The sequence below is a fragment of the Erwinia sp. SLM-02 genome (assembly GCF_037450285.1).
Lineage (GTDB): Bacteria > Pseudomonadota > Gammaproteobacteria > Enterobacterales > Enterobacteriaceae > Erwinia.
The window spans coordinates 153,999-170,779 of sequence record NZ_JAQISN010000004.1; the positions used below are offsets into that span (position 1 = coordinate 153,999).

Below are 16,781 nucleotides of genomic sequence, written 5' to 3' on the forward strand. Positions count from 1 at the left end.
TGGTATCACTCCGCCATATGATGAACGATATGCAGGCACTTATGGAACAACCTCAGGCTTTTGAAAACAGGGTGCTGGAGCGCCTGAATGCCGGACGTTCGGTAAGAAGCTTTTTAATCGCGGCCGTCGAACTGCTGGCAGAAGCGATTAACATTCTGGTTATCCAGGTATTCCGTAAGGATGATTACGCCGTGAAGTATGCGGTGGAGCCGCTTCTGCACGGCGATGGCCCGTTGGGCGAGCTGTCCGTTCGCCTCAAGCTGATCTATGGCTTAGGGATGATCCACCGAAGCGAGTACGAAGACTGTGAGCTGCTGATGGCGCTGCGTGAAGAGCTGAACCATGATGGCCACGAATATCGTTTTACCGACGATGAGATCCTCGGCCCCTTTGGTGAACTGCACTGTGTGGCCTCCCTCCCCGTTCGTCCGGATTTTGCCGTTGAAGATGCCGAGTTACGCAATATGCAGCAGCTGCGCTATCAGCAGGTGGTGCGTTCTACCATGGTACTGTCGCTTACCTCATTGATTTCGCTTATAAGCCAGAAACAGGCCTTCAAAAAATAGCCTCTCCTTACCCGCTTTACACCGGTTTGGTGTATCCTTTGCAGCAATGAATCATTGTTACGGTTAATCGTTATGAAAGAACAAGTACAGTCAGAAATTAAAATCCTTAGTGACAAGCTGGATGCCCTTAATCACAAAGAGCCAGGCCTGCTAGCCTCGGGCGACAGCGAAAAGCTGGGCGAACTGCTGAATGAAAAAGACAAGCTGATCGCTGAGATCGAACGTCTGCGCAATGTGCGGGCAGAGAAGCTGAGTAAAGAAGCCCAGCAGCTTAAAAAGCTGCCCTTCAGCCGCGCTATCACCAAAAAAGAGCAGGCGAATATGGGCGCGCTTAAAAAGAGCGTGCGGGGGCTGATCGTCGTTCACCCGACCACCGCTCTGGGTCGTGAACTGGGCCTTAAAGAGATGACCGGATTCGCTAAGTCGGAATTCTAAGGTCTGCTTAAAACGGGGCTGCGGCCCCTTTTTTTTCCCCTCTCCACGTACTCCTGCGAAAGAAAGCCAGTCCTCCTCGTCACTCCCCTTTGCCTTGTATATCCGGGGGTTTCGCGCTGCCCCTGATCCTGGTGTTATCGAATATTTGCCACTATTTTTTCAGCATTAAAATCTGATAAATTATATTTAATTAGATAAAAAAACTAAAAAAATAATGCACTTCAGATGCTCAGCGTGTAGTTATTATTTCTTTTATAAAGTTCCAGACTATTATCTCGAACTTTATGTAATCTTTTTTTTTCCTTCAAATGACATCATGGATTTGCAATAATTATGCCCAACGAGCAACCATTTGTATTATTCTCCGTGGTTAAAACATCATGTAATAATTGACATGATAACGTTCGTTAAAATTAATATCTGGTTGAATTCGGAAGGTTAATTTCTGCATTCTTCAAAACGGACAAAAGATATTTCGATATCGATAAAGGAATAGTTTAATGAAACTGAATAAAATTGTACTGGGTGTTGCTTTCGCAATGGGTATGGCATCGTTCGCTCAGGCAGAAGAAACTGTAGTTGCACCAACCGATCAGGGTAGCGGTAGCGTGAAATTTATGGGCTCAATTGTCGATGCGCCTTGCTCGATCGTTAGTGAAAAAGATCAGACCATTGATATGGGTCAGATCGCTAACACAACGCTGGCTAACGGTGGTAGCTCTGCCCCGCAACCATTCAAAATTGAACTGGCAAAATGTAACCTGGCAGACAAATATAAAACTGTTAGCGTGACCTTTACCGGTTCTGAAGGTGGTATTCCTGGTGCTTTAGGTGCAGGCAACGCTTCGGGTGCAAGCATCATTATGACCGACGGCAGCAGCAATCAGATTAAACTGGGTACCGCAACCGCTCTGCAGGCGCTGGCGAATGGTACTAATACCCTGAGCTTCTCCGCTTTTGTAAAAGGCAATCCTGATAATGCACCGATTCAGCTGGGCAATTTCGAGAATACTGCCAACTTTACCCTTGCTTATCAGTAATATTCATTTCTGATGAAGAGTACATGTGGATAAATCACTCCACATGTACTTATTTCGGTTGTACTTTTTAGGTTTCCTCTATGTTCAAGAAAATAAGTATTCTGATTTTATTGTTGAACATGGGTGCGGTTAGTCAGGCAGGGCCAACTGAAAATCAAGGTTGGGGCCGGGTGCGTATGACGGGCAGCATTATTGACGCGGCATGTGCGATAGACATCAACAGTACCGACCAGACGATTGATATGGGTCCGGTGCCAGTTAGCCGGGTCATTAAAGGTAGCTATGGCATTAGAAAGAAGCTTTCTATAAACCTGGTAAACTGCATCCTCAGTAAGGATAAAACTGAACCCGGAAAGTGGAGATATTTTACAATTACCTTTGATGGTGTGAATGATGATGGATTATTTTCCGTCGAGGGTGATGCAAAAGGTATTGCGATAAAAATTATTGATGATAATGGAAATATTGCCAGGCCGGGAGAATCATTACCTTCTGAAAACATTGAATCAGGGAGTATGGCACTCAACTTCTCACTTCAGCTGGTTAGCAATAACCAAGAACTCCATGCTGGTGAGTTCAATTCCATTATCAAATTCAAAATGGATTATTACTAAGCTTGCGCTGTCCTGTTGATTAACAAATCCTTTGCTGAAATAGATATTTGGCATAGCGCAGGACCATTGATATGAATGACTCTATGGCGCTCGAAAGGAAAAAAGGTCAGGGAATGATGACGCCATATAATCTTAGGGGTTTGTCTGCACGCCCACATATTCTGGGACTAATGATCGGTTGCATACTTAGCGCCGCTGCCTTAACTGCCCAATCCCAGGACTTCAAGTTTAACATTGATGTTCTCGATGTTAACGATCGTAAAAATATCGATCTCGATCAGTTTTCCCGTGCCGGATTCATTATGCCGGGCAATTACACGATGTCCGTTAATATTAACCAGCAGCAGCTGCGCGAGCAGCCCGTCAGCTTTTATGCGCCAGATAACGATCCTAAGGGAAGTGAAGCCTGTATCACACCCGAGCTTGTTGAGCAGATTGGGTTGAGGGACAAAATGAAGGCGCAGCTGACCTGGTGGCATCAGGGCCAATGTCTGACAGTAGACAGCCTGAAAGGTATGGTGGTTAAAAGCGATCTGCCCACGACGACCGTCTATCTGAATATTCCACAGGCCTACCTTGAGTACAGTTCAGATGACTGGGATCCCCCTTCACGCTGGGACAACGGTATTCCAGGGCTGCTGTTTGACTATAACGTTAATGGCCAGGGACAGCGCCAGAGTAAGAGTGGTGAGAAAAGCTATGACGTTAGCGGTAATGGTACCTTAGGTGCCAACCTCGGCGTATGGCGTTTCCGCGCCGACTGGCAAAGCCGTTACAATCATCAATCAGGTAACAACTCAGCCAATCAATTCAACTGGGACTGGAGCCGTTATTACGCCTACAGGGCAATAACGCGTCTTGGGGCCAAACTCACGCTGGGCGAGAATTATCTGAACTCCGACATTTTTGACAGCTTCCGCTTTTCTGGTGTTACGCTGGCAACCGATGATGCCATGCTGCCGCCCAATCTGCGCGGCTACGCACCGGAAGTCACCGGTGTGGCAAAAACCAACGCCAAAGTTGTCATCAGCCAGCAGGGGCGAATTCTACAGCAAACTCAGGTCGCTTCTGGCGCATTCCGCATACAGGATATTAATGACGCGGTTACCGGGAAATTAGATGTACGTGTAGAGGAACAGGATGGTTCAGTACAGGAATTTTCAATCAACACGGCGAATATTCCCTACCTGACACGCCCGGGAACCATACGTTACAAAATTTCGTCTGGGCGGCCTACTGACTGGCGGCATCATGTTAACGGACCGATGTTTGGATCAGGGGAATTCTCCTGGGGTATTAACAACGGGTGGTCGCTCTACGGTGGCGGTGTCTCTGATGGCAGATACAATGCTCTTGCATTAGGTATCGGGCGTGACCTGTTATTCCTGGGCGCACTCTCCTTTGACGCAACGCAATCCCGGGCAAAATTACCTCATAGTGATGATTTATACTCGGGTGGTTCGTATCGTTTGAGCTATTCAAAGCGCTTTGACGATTATGATAGTCAGGTCACTTTTGCGGGATATCGATTCTCGCAAAAAAACTACATGAGCATGAGTGAGTATCTTGATGCGCGTGTAACGGGTGTGCGTTCACAGAACAGTAAAGAGATGTATACCATCACGTTTAACCAGCAGTTTCGTGATGCTGGCCTTAGCGCATACCTTAATTTTAATCATCAGACATACTGGGACCGGCCGGACAATGACCGCTATGACGTCACGTTGTCGAGCTATTTTGATATTGGTCGCTTAAAAAACTTAAGCCTTTCATTAACTGCTTTCCGTAATAAATATGACGGTCATACTGATGACGGGATGTATTTATCGCTGTCGTTACCCATCGGGAACGATGCAAGCCTGAGCTACAACGGAAGCTGGGGCGGTTCGGACAACACTAACAGAGCCAGTTATTACAAAAGGGTTGATGAGCACAATAACTACCAGGTTAGTAGCGGGTTCTCACATAGCAAGTCGATGGCCAGTGGGTATTACTCTCATGAGGGCGATATCGCGACCGTGGATGCGAATGCTACCTATCAGGAAGGTGATTACAGCTCTGTTGGATTAAGTATTCAGGGGGGCGCAACGGCGACTCTGAAAGGTGCTGCGCTGCATAGAACCAGCATCGTTGGCGGCACGCGTATTTTACTGGATACCGACGGTGTCGCCGGGGTACCGATTAGTGGTTATGGCTCATCTAGCACCTCCAACCGCTTTGGCAAAGTCGTATTAGCGGATGTGAGTAATTATTATCGAAATCAACTCAGTATTGACCTGAATAAGATGCCGGATAACGCCGAAGTTATTCGCTCAGTGGCTCAGGCGACCCTGACGGAAGGCGCTATCGGCTATCGTACGTTTGAAGTTATTTCTGGAGAAAAAGCGATGGCGGTACTGCGCCTGGCTGATGGATCCACACCTCCTTTTGGTGCCACTGTTAAAAACAGTAAAAATCAAAGCGTAGGCATTGTTAATGATGGCGGAAGTGTTTATCTGTCCGGGATTAAATCCGGCGAAGTTATGAAAGTTTTCTGGGATGGTCAGGAAAAATGTGAACTTCCACTTCCTGAAAAGATTTCTATTAATGAAGAGACAAACTTACTGCTGCCGTGTCACACGTTGGCGAGTAATAAACGTTAAACGAGACGAAAACATGAAACATAAAATTATCATAGGGCTGGTTATGGCCCCTCTCATGATCCCATCGGCATTTGCGGCTATTGCATTGGATCGCACCCGAGTTGTTTTTGACGGTGGCCAAAAATCGATTAGCCTGAGCGTTAGCAACGAAAATAAACAGTTGCCTTATCTCGCCCAGGCGTGGATTGACGATGAAAAAGGCAACAAAATTAACTCACCGTTAACGGTTTTACCACCGGTGCAGCGCATCGAACCTGGTGCTCAAAGCCAGATTAAAGTGCAATCAATCGGCGCAGATAAGAACCTGCCTCAGGATCGAGAATCACTCTATTATTTCAACCTGCGAGAAATTCCGCCGCGCAGTGATAAGCCTAATACGCTGCAAATCGCGCTGCAGACCCGGGTGAAGTTATTTTATCGCCCGGCTGCACTGTTGGTTAGCAGCAACAGCTTGCCGTGGCAGGAAAAAATCACCCTGACCCGTAACGGGGATCGCTATGTCGTAAACAACCCAACGCCCTATTATGTCACCCTGGTTGATGCCCGAAGTGGCCTGAACGGGACGACTGTAAAAGACTTCGACGCGGTGATGATCGCGCCTAAAAGCCAGGCTCCTCTCGGTGGTTCCGCCAGCGCTTTGGGCAATGCCCCTGTCGTTACCTACATCAATGATTATGGCGGTCGGCCACAGTTGAAATTTAACTGCAGCGGTTCAACCTGTCAGGCGACCGCGGTTAAAGAGAAGTAACCGTAAGGTCATCCAAAGCGCGGGAAAGGAGATTCTATATGCAGAGAAATAAGGGAACACAATGCAACCCGCTGGCAGATAAACGGCTTTCCCGCTCAATCAGGATTGCCGTTGCAGCAGCGATTCTCACGCTGTTAACCCCGATCAGTTCTCCAGTGCTGGCAGCAGACAACTGGAAGACGGAGGGAATGAACGGTGTCATACACGTTCATGGGTCGTTAATGGAAAGTTCCTGCCGTCTGGCAACCAGCTCTGCCTGGCAGGATATCGAAATAGGCAACGTCAGCACAGCGCGATTGCAGCACATCGGCGATCGCGGAACCCCTGTGAAGATTGAGCTGAAACTGGAGGACTGCGCGTCCTCCGCCTCGCGAATGAGCGATAGCGATACGGGCAATGTGACATGGAGTCGCAGCCAGCCTTCGGTTTCAGTAAGTTTTCAGGCTCCCATGGACGCAGATAATCCACAGCTGATTAAAGTCAGTGGAGCCGGGGGATTGGGACTACGCCTCAAGGACATGCTCGGAAGGGACGTTCGTGTTGGCGGCCATGGCACACCTCTGCAACTTACACCAGGGAAGAATCAGCTTATCTATACCATCGTTCCTGAGCGAACGCGCGCAACGTTAGCGGCGGGAAACTGGTGGTCACTGATCAATATTGGGCTGAATTACGAATAAATTTTTACCAAGGAAGATTGTAATGAAACTACTGAAGAATGGTACTGCACTGGCTTTGTCACTGTTAATTTGTCAGCAGGCAGCTGCGATAGATAATTTGAAATTCTCTGGAACGCTAATCATTCCACCACCCTGTACGGTCGGCAGTGATTCGAAGGGATCGCTGATCGATGTCGTCTTTCCTGGCCGTATGCCGGTAGATAAAATTGATGGCAATAACTTTATGCTCCCGGTGGCATACAAGATTAACTGCGATGGAGCGGGCACTCCCGGATTGGATTTGAAATTATCAATAATCGGAATGGATGCAAAATTTGCGGGATCGGAAGGTGTGTTGCAGGCAAAAGGGCAGACCGATCTCGGAGTCCAAATTCTTTATGGGGACAATACTACCAAAAAGGGATTTAAGCTGAATGAGCCAATGGGCATCTTCTATTCTGCTCCCCCCACGCTATGGGCCGTACCGGTTAAAAGACCGGGCGGTACGCTGAAGGATGGTAGTTTTGAAGCGACCGCAACCTTAAAAGCTGAATACCAATGATCGGAGCAGGCTGGATGACAATATTTCACCGAGGTAGTCGATCGTTCTTATATACCAGCCTGCTGATATCAACTTTGTCGGCTGGTCCATTAGTTCATGCAACTGATGATTTTACCCGATCCAATGATTTTACTGGAAGCGATAATATGCGTTTTTCGGGGCAGCTGGTCGAGCAACCCTGCATTATAGAGCCGGATAATGAAACGATTAAGCTTGAGTTTGACTCCATCGTCGAACAGTCTCTGTATATTTACGGCCGCTCAAGTGCGCGTCCGTTCATTTTGCGGCTGTCTGAGTGTGATTTAAGCGTGGGCAATAAAGTGCGGGTGGCATTCAATGGACAAAAAAGCCTTGCTTTGCCCAATCTTCTGGCGGTGAACAGCGGTAGTGCGACATCAGGTATTGCCATTGCGCTGGAAACTATGGATGGAAATCCTCTTCCGCTGGGTAAGGACACGACGGACTACCTGCTTCTGGCAGGAAGAAACGAAATCACCTTTAAAGCTTATGTTCAGGCCGAACCCGAAGCGATAGCGAAGAAAAATATTGTCCTCGGTCCGTTCACTGCGACTGCCACTTTTTATATTGAATATGAATGAGTTAAAGGTTGTGTTGCAGCAAAAATCGGTTGCTGAAAATCCACGTTAGCGGAGAATCTGGAGTGTAATCATTAAAGCCCCCCTGCAGCGTAGCTCTGCTTAATATCCACTTTCGACATTAAATTAATTCTTATCTTACCTCTAAGTGAATTTTATTACTTAAAGATACTCAATTAAATTAGATGTTAAAGATAGTTTTTAAGTGTGGTAAAAATTCCGTTCGGTGAACTTAATCAGAAGAAATAGTGCGCGATATAAAATGTCGCAGTTTATGTATTAATGATGGCTTGCTTTTTTTATTAAACCCCCTGGGATACAATCTCAACAAATGCCATCAGGAGATGGTGAGGTGGTTGTTGGGTTAAAACAACTTCTCGGGTTACGGATAACATCAGGGTCCACTTATGAAAAGAAACCATTTAACAGCTGTCATTAATGATCCTAATCGCTACTTTGCAGAAGGCCTCATGAATTGCATCAGCGATAACTCATCATCGGTGGGCATGAACGTAGAATTTACGGATTGCGTTTTTAACAGCCGGGCAAAATTAGTCTTCCTGTCTGCGGATACGGTATCAGTGGCGAATCTTCATTATTTGAATCGCCGGCTGGCTTCTCGTGCATTAAGCGTATTCATCATACATGAATCCGAAACCGCTAATTTGGCGAATGCATTAAAAATCAGTAAATTGAATCACTACACGTCCTTATTCCGAAATCAGTCCGTGAGTGATATCTCTGCGGCTATTCGCAGCCATATCGAACCGCAGTCTGATTTGCGTGACATTTTGATACCGCCTTGCTCAGTCCGTTCCAAAAACAACTTCACCAAACGAGAGACTGAAATACTGCGCTATCTTGCCCGAGGTATCAGTAATGGTGCAGTGGCACGCTTTCTTCACATTAGTGAAAAAACCGTCAGTGCCCATAAAAGAAATATTATGTCAAAGCTGAACATGATTCGTCCTGCCGAACTCAATTACTGGCTTCTCCAGGAAGGGTGGTGTGAATCATGGCGCGTCCGTGAAAAATAACTGAGATACCCATGATTACAACGCCTTATAAAACTTTTTGGTATGCAAAAAATAAATCGATCTTATTTTTTGCATTTTTTTTATTCGGTTGCCAGACAGCACCGCACCCGAACAGTTCGGCGATCAAGCCACCGCCGAATACCATACAACAGCAATCTACCACGATGAATCCTGCGGCCGTGCCTTCGCTCGCAGATAGTGGACTGACTGCGTCTGCACTGCGGAGTGGCAATGACGAGTCGCATAGCGAAAAATATAAAACGGAAAGTGAAAAGCTACAGCAGTGCCAGTCTCAACTGGACGCACTGAAAGTCATGAGCCCGGCCCAATATACGCGTATGCGTAACTCCTTTGATTATTTGATGAATGGAGCCGCGCAGTACGCTAATCTCCGCCAAAAAATTAATGCGGATACCCAGGATACGGTAGATGCACTGTATCGTTACCGTGCTAATCTGCTCTGTGCGCAGATTGCTCAAACACTTCTGGATGGATTGACTCGTCGAGGTGAGGCGCGTCCATGAACCGTAAGCCTGGTCCATTCCCCTTCGTTCATTCGCAGATTGCTCTGCTTATTTTTAGCATGATGGTGGTGAGTCGTCCGATACATGCCGAGCCTAATGAAGCGCCGGCGGTACTGCAATTTGCTCGCAAATATCAGCAGAAGCGGATCGACGTTCCTCAATACAAACCTGTTAAAAAAGCACCTCAATCGGAACATTTGAGACTGCCTGCGCATAAAAAAACCGTATCGGCCCCTGCGCCAACCTCATCGCTGGTTGCAGAATCCGATCGGCGTCAGCTGCAACAGCTGGAAGGTAACATTGCGCAAAAAGACCAGGCAATTGCGGCACAGAGTGCGGCTATTCAAAAGCTTGAAAAGCAGCTTTCTGCTTTCCAGCGCGCTGCACAGAATGCTCCCCCAGTTCCCTCGACAGCGTCACCACATGATGTTCAGATGGTTCAAAAAATGGCCGAGAGTCTTTATCGGACATTGACCTTAAATCCTGCTCCCGACACCATGGCCGCAAAGCTCAGGCAGGCTAATCAGCAGGCTTCCCGGGCACAACAGTCCGAAGCCGCCATGCTGGAAAAGCAAAAAAACCTGAAATCGCAGCTAAGCGAACTACAGAATCAGCTTACGGCTCTCAAAAATAACCGTAGTCAGATAACAAGTGATCGCGAAGCCTCGTTAAACGCGCAGCTGGCAAAACTGAACACGTTGAACCATCAGCTGGAATCGGATCTTGCTGCAGGCCGTCAAAAGATGTCACAAACCGCACAGCAGATTCAGCGGCTTGAATCGTCAATGCAAAAGTTAGAGAGCGAGAAAAAACGGTACGCTGACGATAACAAACAGCTTATGTTGCAGATTTCCGGCCACAGCAGTACGAGTGAAACGCTTGAGTTGGCTAAAAAACAGCATAATAAACTGCAGGATGAACTGGCAACCCGTCAGCAGCAGCTCACGCAGTTAGAAAAGGAAAAACAGCAGCTGAAGCAAATGCTGGCGGCGGGACCAACGCCTGCGCAGTTTGCAGACAGCCAGAAACAGATAAAATCACTGCAGATACAGCTGGATGCCAATGTTCAGCTACTGCAGAACCAGGAACGTAGCGCCAGTGAACAGGCAAAATCGAGTAGTGATGCGCTTATCGCTGAGAGAAAATCAGCGGTAGATAAGATTAAATCGCTTCAGGAAAAACTGGACGCCTCGCAAACTCAGCAGGCGGCGATGCAGTCCGATCAGCAACAGCTTCAGCAGAAGTTGCAAAAAAATCTTCTCAGCAAAGCTGAGAATAGCGCTGCTCTTGCCACACAGCTCAAAGCGCTACAGGATAATTTGACCAACGCCCAGCATCAACAATCGGCGATTAAAGCTGAGAACGATAAGCTACAGCAGCAGCTTGAGCATGCACCAACGGCTGCACAGCTGGCCGATAGCCAGCAGAAAGTAAAAACATTGCAAACACAGCTTGACGCTAATGCCCTGCTACTGCAGAAAAAAGAAATCAACGCGAGCGAACAGGTCAAGGCCAGCAACGCAGCGCTACTGGCAGAGAAACAAACTGCGAATGATAAGCTTGTAGCGGTACAGGCAAAACTTGACGCTCTTCAAAAGCAGCAGACGGTTTTGCTGTCTGAAAAACAGCAGTTCCAGAAGAAACTGGATGCCGCACCGGATGCTGCGCTGCTAGCTGAGAGCCAGTTGAAAATCAAAGCGCTCCAGGGCCAGCTGGACACGGCGCTGCTGCTGCAGAAAAAAGATGCGGCAACCAGCAAAGACATTAAAGCAGATGATTCAGCTGTTATTGCAGAGAACAAAGCTGCAGCGGAGAAGATTAAGGATCTACAGCAGAAACTGGATGCGGTTCAGGCTCAGCTGACCGAGGCGACAAAGCTGAGTGCTGTGCCTCTGGCCAAAGGATTGCCGGTAATGACGCCGGAAACGCTGAAGAAAAAATCAACCCGGGAAGCCTATGCTATCGGCATTTCTCTTGGGGCTGAGATCCTCCAGCTACAGGCTGAAAATCGTAACTGGGCGTCGACGGATAGCGACAAACCCAGCGTTCTTGCTGGCATCATTGATTCATTCCAGGGAAAAGAAAAGCTTCCTCCTGATGAACTCCACAAGTCATTGATGAATATTAGCGAACGGGTGAAGTCTGGTCGTGAGAAATATATCGGGGACTTAGATAAGTCGACGAAAAAGTACATTGCCAATTTCACTAAACAAAAGAATGCTAAAAAAAGCGATTCTGGTTTTTGGTATCGAGTCGGGTATGTCGGCGATACCCCTATTCCTGAAGGAGCGGTAATTGATGTTGTTGTAAAAGAGAGTCTGACAAATGGTATAATTATTGAGGACATGGATGCTAAAGGAGTTGTCTTGACCCAGCCAATTTCGGCTTTCCCGCCGGTATTCCGTGAAGCGCTTTCTAAATTGAAAAATCATGGATCGATGACTATTGTAGTTCCACCCGCGCTGGCTTATGGCGAAAAAGGGTACCCACCTAAGGTACCACCGAATGCTACGATGGTTTATGATCTCCGCGTGTCAGATATCTATCCAGAACAAGTTAAAAAATAATGAAATTTCGGATGGAAATTGAGTAAAATAACGCATCCAGCATTAGCTGAATGCGTTATTTTATCTTGCAGGTTAAACTTTGATCGGTTTTGGTTTATTCCAGTACAAACTTTTTCGCTGCTTAACTGAAGTGATAACACCTTCTTTTTCCAGCTTGATCAGAATATGCCGTGCATTGTAAATGCTAAGTTCGGATCTGTCGGCGATATCGCGGGTACTGGCATACTGCGTGTTTTCATCATTAGACTCACTTTCTTTAAAAAAATCATGAAGTGCATTGATGACACGCTCTACGGACGTTGCTCTTTGAAAACCCCTGGTGGATTCAATCATTCTATCACTCCTTCTTAGTAAATCCGGCTCCTGCCGATTAATAAAAAACAAACCCCCTGATAATCAAGTTGGACAATGATAACTTCTGCAGTTTAAAATCAAAACTTAATATCAATTAGTTGAAAATTAAAAAATAAAAAAACATGAAGTGGTATTTTATTAGCATAAAATTCTAAAAATCATATCAAAAATGCAATCATTAAGAACATTAAATCGCAATATTAAGAAATGGTAAGACTTAAAATGGTATGGTGAAAAGCTAGGCTTATAAATAAAAACCACAGAGTGCACGATATGAATTTTTTTACTATAAAAATAGTAGATTTATTGAATATAAAAACGAATTATCACATACAGACATCCTATGAAATACTCAATTAATCGTTTCGTTGACTTCGATAACTGCAGGGGGATTTTGAGTCTGATAAATGACAATCATACGTCCGTACAACTCTCCAGGCCGGGGGGCAGACTATTAAACGAATTAATTACTCATTCTGGTATGACCCTGACGCGTGAAGCGTTGCTGAAAAGTGTTTGGGAAGATCATGGTTTGATCCCCTCGAACAACAATCTTAGCAACCATATTAGCTTTCTGAGAAAAATATTCGCTCAGCTGGGAGTGGAGGAAAACATCATTGTCACCTCACCCAGAGAGGGTTTTCGGCTCCAGGCTGAGATAGAAATCGTCAGTGATGAAGACTGCGCCCAACAAGATAATGTGGGAGAGGAGGAAATGTCTCCACAACATCCGGCCATGAGCAGAGAAACAGAAATAAAACAGCGGCAGCGTAAGATTCGTCGCCTCTTCAGGAGAAAAATCATTAATATGAATTTTCTTGTTATTCCTATCATAATCTTCTCCCTGATAATGACCTACGCCCATTTTTCAGGTTTTATCTTTCAGCATGAAAAAAATTCCACAGCTTTTGTTGGATACTGTGAAGTTATCGATTTAGAGTCAGGAAAAGATATCGATGATAGAGAAAAAATGAGTATCGTAAAAAAGATCATCGAAGAAAAAAATATTAACTGTATTAATAAAAGAAGCCATCTTTATCTGAAGGCGACCCAATTGACAATGGATAATGAACATAAACAGCAGGCAATTTTTCTTGCCCAATGTTTTTTAATCGACGCTGAAATGCGGCCTGAGTGTGGAAGTTATCTAACGTTAACCCAAAAAAAACCATGAAGAAAATAATTTTTTTCTCCAGCGTCATTCTGTTGTTGATTGCCGGAATCATGTTCATCCTGAACAACAAAAATGCACCTACCGCCGGCAGAGAACTGGTGCTTTCGTGCAGTGCAAAGGTAGATATTGAGGCAAGGCAGCCCAATGGGTCGGTCCATATGGAGGGCCGACTGAGCCTGACGACTCTGGGTAACAAACGGCTGGCGCTACTGTATACCGGTCGGCTAATCACCCCTCAGGGGCGCTTTATTCTGAGCAGAACGCTGCTGATGGACTACCAGTATCACCCTGAAAACCATGTGCTGGAACTCACCTATAATCGCAGCACGGTGAGTGATGCAGATACGGTTCCTGACGATATTTTTTATCGTAGCCTGATGAAGAGCCGCTCATTTATCCTCTATCTGACGAGGCTTAACGACAGCATATGGCTGGTTTCAGGGCTGACCACCCCGCTTTATGTCTGCAACGACATTGAAAAAAACGGCTTACTGTCCAATTCAAGTAAGCCGATTCATCCGAGCTGATATGAGATATTCAGTGATTACTGGCGGCGCTGAACGTAGGTGATCGCCAGCGCGATGGCCAGTACCAACCCTTTGATGATGTCCATGGCGTAATAGGGAACGGACAGCATCACCAGGCCATTTTGCAGTACGCCGAGGATCACCGCGCCCAGCAACGTTCCCAGCGCGTTTGGCTTGCCTGCACCGGCCAGAGAAAGCCCAATCCACGCGGCGGCAACCGCATCCATCAGGTATCCGCTGCCCGCGTTAACCTGCGACGAACCAATACGGGAAGCCAGCAGAATGCCGCCAAGTCCGGCCAGCAGTGAAGCGATCACGTACGCCACCACGCGATAGCGGTTGGTGCGGATACCGGACAGGCGCGCGGCCTCCGGATTACCACCAATAGCGTACATGCGGCGTCCGTGTTTGGTAAGCGAGAGCAGCAGCTGGGCCAGCACCGTCACCACCAGCATTACGATAACAATAATCGGCACCTGGCCCAGCAGTGAGAAGATCGGCGGGATAGTACCTTCGGCCATATCTCCGCTTGGCAACACCATATTTTCGGTAATGGATCCACCAAAGCTGTAGGTCATCGCCACGCCCTGCACGACAAAAAGGCTGGCGAGCGTGGCCAGCATGTCAGGGATTTTTAGCACCACGATCATAAAGGCGTTAAACAGTCCGACCAGCGTACAGAGCAGCAGCGTCAGTGCAATTGCCGCCGTGGGGCCAAATCCGTACCAGACGAAGAAGGATATCACCAGCGAGTTGGCCAGCGAGGCGGTCGAGCCGACAGAGAGATCGAAACCGCCGATCGTCAGGGATATTGATACGCCGATCGCAATCACCGTGACGATGGCGATGGAACGTAAAATATTGATGATGTTACTCGGTTCCAGGAAGCTGTCTGACGCCAGGCCAAAACCGATAATCAGCGCCGCTACCGTCAGCAACATTCCCCACTTATAGAGAAAATCAAACAGCTGGTGCCGGACAGAGACTGTCGGCTTGAGGGAAATTTCTTTGCTGCTCACGCAGGTGTTCCTCCGGTGGAATAAAGTAAAAGTGTTTCTTCGTCTGTCTCACTGGCTGCCATTTCGGCCACGATACGCCCGTCCCACAGAACGCAGATGCGGTCGCACAGCCCGACCAGCTCGGCAAATTCGCCGGAGGCATAAATCACCCCCTTTCCCTGACGGGCCAGTTCGTCAATCAGTTCAAAAAGATCCGTTTTTGCTTTGATATCAACGCCCTTTGTCGGTTCGTCGAAAATCAGTACGTCGGCGTCATTCCGCAGCCATTTCCCAATCGCCACTTTTTGCTGGTTGCCGCCGGAAAGGCGTCGCAGCGTCTGCCGCGGTCCGGTGGTGCGGATACCCAGTTTTGCGATGACCTCTTCCGCCCAGCGCCACGCCTGGCGGTGGCCGAACAGGCTCCATCGCGAAAAGTTGTTATCGGCGCTGACGCTGAGATTCATCACCACCGATTCATCAATAAAGATGCCTTCCTTCCTTCGCTCTTCGGGGATCAGCGCCATACCTTTTTCAACGGCGGCATGGGGTGAAGAAGGCCTCCACGGCCTGCCGTGCAGCGCTCCCTGCGTCATCCGGCTGCTACTGGCCCCAAACAGTGCCTTGCACAGTTCCGTTTTCCCTGCGCCCGCCAGCCCGGCAATCCCCAGGATCTCGCCCTTACGCAGCGTCAGCGTAATATCCTTCAGCAGCTGTTCGTCGTGCAGGCCGTCAATATGAAGCAGGACTTCTTCGCTGAACGGTGGGCGGCGCGGTGGATAGATATCGTCCAGCTGGTGACCCAGCATCTTTTCCACAATCTGCTCGCCGCTCAGATCCTGCATTGGCCCGCTTTCAATCAGCTCGCCGTCGCGCAGTACCGTCAGACGATCGCAGATCGCCTTCAGTTCGTGAATGCGGTGGGAGATAAAGACCACCCCGATTCCGCTGTTTTGCAGGCGGCGAACCACCGCAAACAGGCGCTCGCTTTCATGCTGATCCAGCGGTGCCGTGGGTTCGTCCAGAATCAGGAACCGGCAGTGATGGGATAACGCACGGGCCAGTAAAATCTGCTGTTTTTCCGCCAGCGTGCAGTGCTCAACCTTACGGCGGACGTCAATCTGCACATCCAGCTGTTCCAGCAGGGCGCGGGCCTGGCGGCGCATTGCGCCCCAGCGATACAGCTGGCCGCCTTCGGCCAGCCGGTCCAGCATAATGTTCTCCGCCACGCTGAGCCCGGGCACCAGGGCCACATCTACTTCCTGCTGCACCAGATGGATGCCCAGCTGTTTGGCATCACGCGGGGATCGAATGGTTACCGGCTGACCGTCGAGCAGAATTTCACCGGTAAAGTGATCGTATGCGCCTGACAGGACGGCCATCAGCGTTGATTTACCGGCCCCGTTAGCGCCGGTCAGTGCATGAACGGAGTGTCCCTCAAGCGTGAGGTCTACCGATTTGAGTGCCATAAAGCCGCCAAAAGCGATGGAGATATGGCGCATTTCAAGGCGATTTTGCGCGGTCACAGGCGTGTATTCTCTGGCTAATCAATGAGGATGCGCTGCATTTTTTAATGAATTATCACGGCAGGCAACAAACGAAAGAGCATAAGCTAACACAAAATCCTATTAGCCATCCAGATGTCTATATATAACGGAATTAAGCGCTGGTCGATGGATGATTATCAGGATGTAAAAGCAATTAAATGCAATTAATTAGCATTTTTATATGTTCGTATTCG

General features: G+C 47.8%; 17 protein-coding genes. 14 read left to right on the forward strand and 3 right to left on the reverse strand.

Translation table 11 applies throughout. The annotated features are described in order from the left end of the window. The first annotated feature begins 17 nt into the window (after positions 1–17). The 12 genes from mtlR (at position 18) to PGH32_RS19985 (ending at position 11,990) form a co-directional block, all read left to right on the forward strand. On the forward strand, positions 18–566 hold the full coding sequence (gene mtlR / locus PGH32_RS19930) for a mannitol operon repressor MtlR (protein ID WP_314424236.1): 549 nt from the start codon (positions 18–20) through the stop codon (positions 564–566). 72 nt (positions 567–638) lie between these two features. After that, entirely contained in the window at positions 639–1,001 is a 363-nt protein-coding gene (locus tag PGH32_RS19935) for a YibL family ribosome-associated protein (RefSeq protein ID WP_314424073.1), read from the forward strand. A gap of 500 nt (positions 1,002–1,501) precedes the next feature. Continuing rightward, positions 1,502–2,041: a fimbrial protein gene (locus PGH32_RS19940; RefSeq protein ID WP_314424076.1), complete on the forward strand. Its 540-nt coding sequence runs from the start codon at positions 1,502–1,504 to the stop codon at positions 2,039–2,041. An 80-nt stretch (positions 2,042–2,121) separates the two neighbouring features. After that, positions 2,122–2,655 (forward strand): fimbrial protein, encoded by a 534-nt coding sequence (locus tag PGH32_RS19945; RefSeq protein WP_337894921.1) that lies wholly within the window; start codon positions 2,122–2,124, stop codon positions 2,653–2,655. 170 nt (positions 2,656–2,825) lie between these two features. Then, positions 2,826–5,297 carry an outer membrane usher protein gene (locus PGH32_RS19950; protein WP_443112816.1) on the forward strand — a complete coding sequence of 824 codons (2,472 nt, stop codon included), beginning with the start codon at positions 2,826–2,828 and terminating at the stop codon, positions 5,295–5,297. 13 nt (positions 5,298–5,310) lie between these two features. Further along, entirely contained in the window at positions 5,311–6,045 is a 735-nt protein-coding gene (locus PGH32_RS19955) for a fimbria/pilus periplasmic chaperone (protein ID WP_314424082.1), read from the forward strand. 38 nt (positions 6,046–6,083) lie between these two features. Further along, positions 6,084–6,725: a fimbrial protein gene (locus PGH32_RS19960; RefSeq protein ID WP_337894922.1), complete on the forward strand. Its 642-nt coding sequence runs from the start codon at positions 6,084–6,086 to the stop codon at positions 6,723–6,725. Positions 6,726–6,747: 22 nt separating this feature from the next. Continuing rightward, complete coding sequence (locus PGH32_RS19965; RefSeq protein WP_314424090.1) at positions 6,748–7,266, forward strand: fimbrial protein; 519 nt, start codon at positions 6,748–6,750, stop codon at positions 7,264–7,266. Further along, a complete protein-coding gene (locus PGH32_RS19970; protein ID WP_314424093.1) occupies positions 7,263–7,865 on the forward strand; it encodes a fimbrial protein in 603 nt (200 codons plus the stop codon). Before PGH32_RS19965 ends, PGH32_RS19970 begins: the two co-directional genes overlap by 4 nt. A gap of 404 nt (positions 7,866–8,269) precedes the next feature. Further along, entirely contained in the window at positions 8,270–8,899 is a 630-nt protein-coding gene (locus tag PGH32_RS19975) for a helix-turn-helix transcriptional regulator (RefSeq protein WP_337894923.1), read from the forward strand. Positions 8,900–8,910: 11 nt separating this feature from the next. Beyond that, positions 8,911–9,423 (forward strand): hypothetical protein, encoded by a 513-nt coding sequence (locus tag PGH32_RS19980; RefSeq protein ID WP_337894924.1) that lies wholly within the window; start codon positions 8,911–8,913, stop codon positions 9,421–9,423. Further along, positions 9,420–11,990: an FKBP-type peptidyl-prolyl cis-trans isomerase N-terminal domain-containing protein gene (locus tag PGH32_RS19985; protein ID WP_337894925.1), complete on the forward strand. Its 2,571-nt coding sequence runs from the start codon at positions 9,420–9,422 to the stop codon at positions 11,988–11,990. The genes PGH32_RS19980 and PGH32_RS19985 overlap by 4 nt, the downstream gene beginning before the upstream one ends. A 72-nt stretch (positions 11,991–12,062) precedes the next feature. Here the strand turns inward: PGH32_RS19985 and PGH32_RS19990 are convergent, their stop codons facing one another. Further along, positions 12,063–12,323 carry a FaeA/PapI family transcriptional regulator gene (locus PGH32_RS19990; protein ID WP_314424105.1) on the reverse strand — a complete coding sequence of 87 codons (261 nt, stop codon included), beginning with the start codon at positions 12,321–12,323 and terminating at the stop codon, positions 12,063–12,065. A gap of 364 nt (positions 12,324–12,687) precedes the next feature. Between PGH32_RS19990 and PGH32_RS19995 the strand changes: the two genes are divergently transcribed. Together PGH32_RS19995 and PGH32_RS20000 are read left to right on the forward strand one after the other, a co-directional pair. Beyond that, complete coding sequence (locus tag PGH32_RS19995; RefSeq protein ID WP_337894926.1) at positions 12,688–13,518, forward strand: winged helix-turn-helix domain-containing protein; 831 nt, start codon at positions 12,688–12,690, stop codon at positions 13,516–13,518. After that, complete coding sequence (locus tag PGH32_RS20000; protein WP_337894927.1) at positions 13,515–14,045, forward strand: hypothetical protein; 531 nt, start codon at positions 13,515–13,517, stop codon at positions 14,043–14,045. Before PGH32_RS19995 ends, PGH32_RS20000 begins: the two co-directional genes overlap by 4 nt. A gap of 17 nt (positions 14,046–14,062) precedes the next feature. On the opposite strand, the gene PGH32_RS20005 is transcribed toward PGH32_RS20000, so the two are convergent. Both PGH32_RS20005 and PGH32_RS20010 read right to left on the reverse strand, forming a co-directional pair. Then, entirely contained in the window at positions 14,063–15,064 is a 1,002-nt protein-coding gene (locus PGH32_RS20005; RefSeq protein WP_337894928.1) for an ABC transporter permease, read from the reverse strand. After that, a complete protein-coding gene (locus tag PGH32_RS20010; protein WP_337894929.1) occupies positions 15,061–16,566 on the reverse strand; it encodes a sugar ABC transporter ATP-binding protein in 1,506 nt (501 codons plus the stop codon). The genes PGH32_RS20005 and PGH32_RS20010 overlap by 4 nt, the downstream gene beginning before the upstream one ends. Positions 16,567–16,781 lie beyond the last annotated feature (215 nt).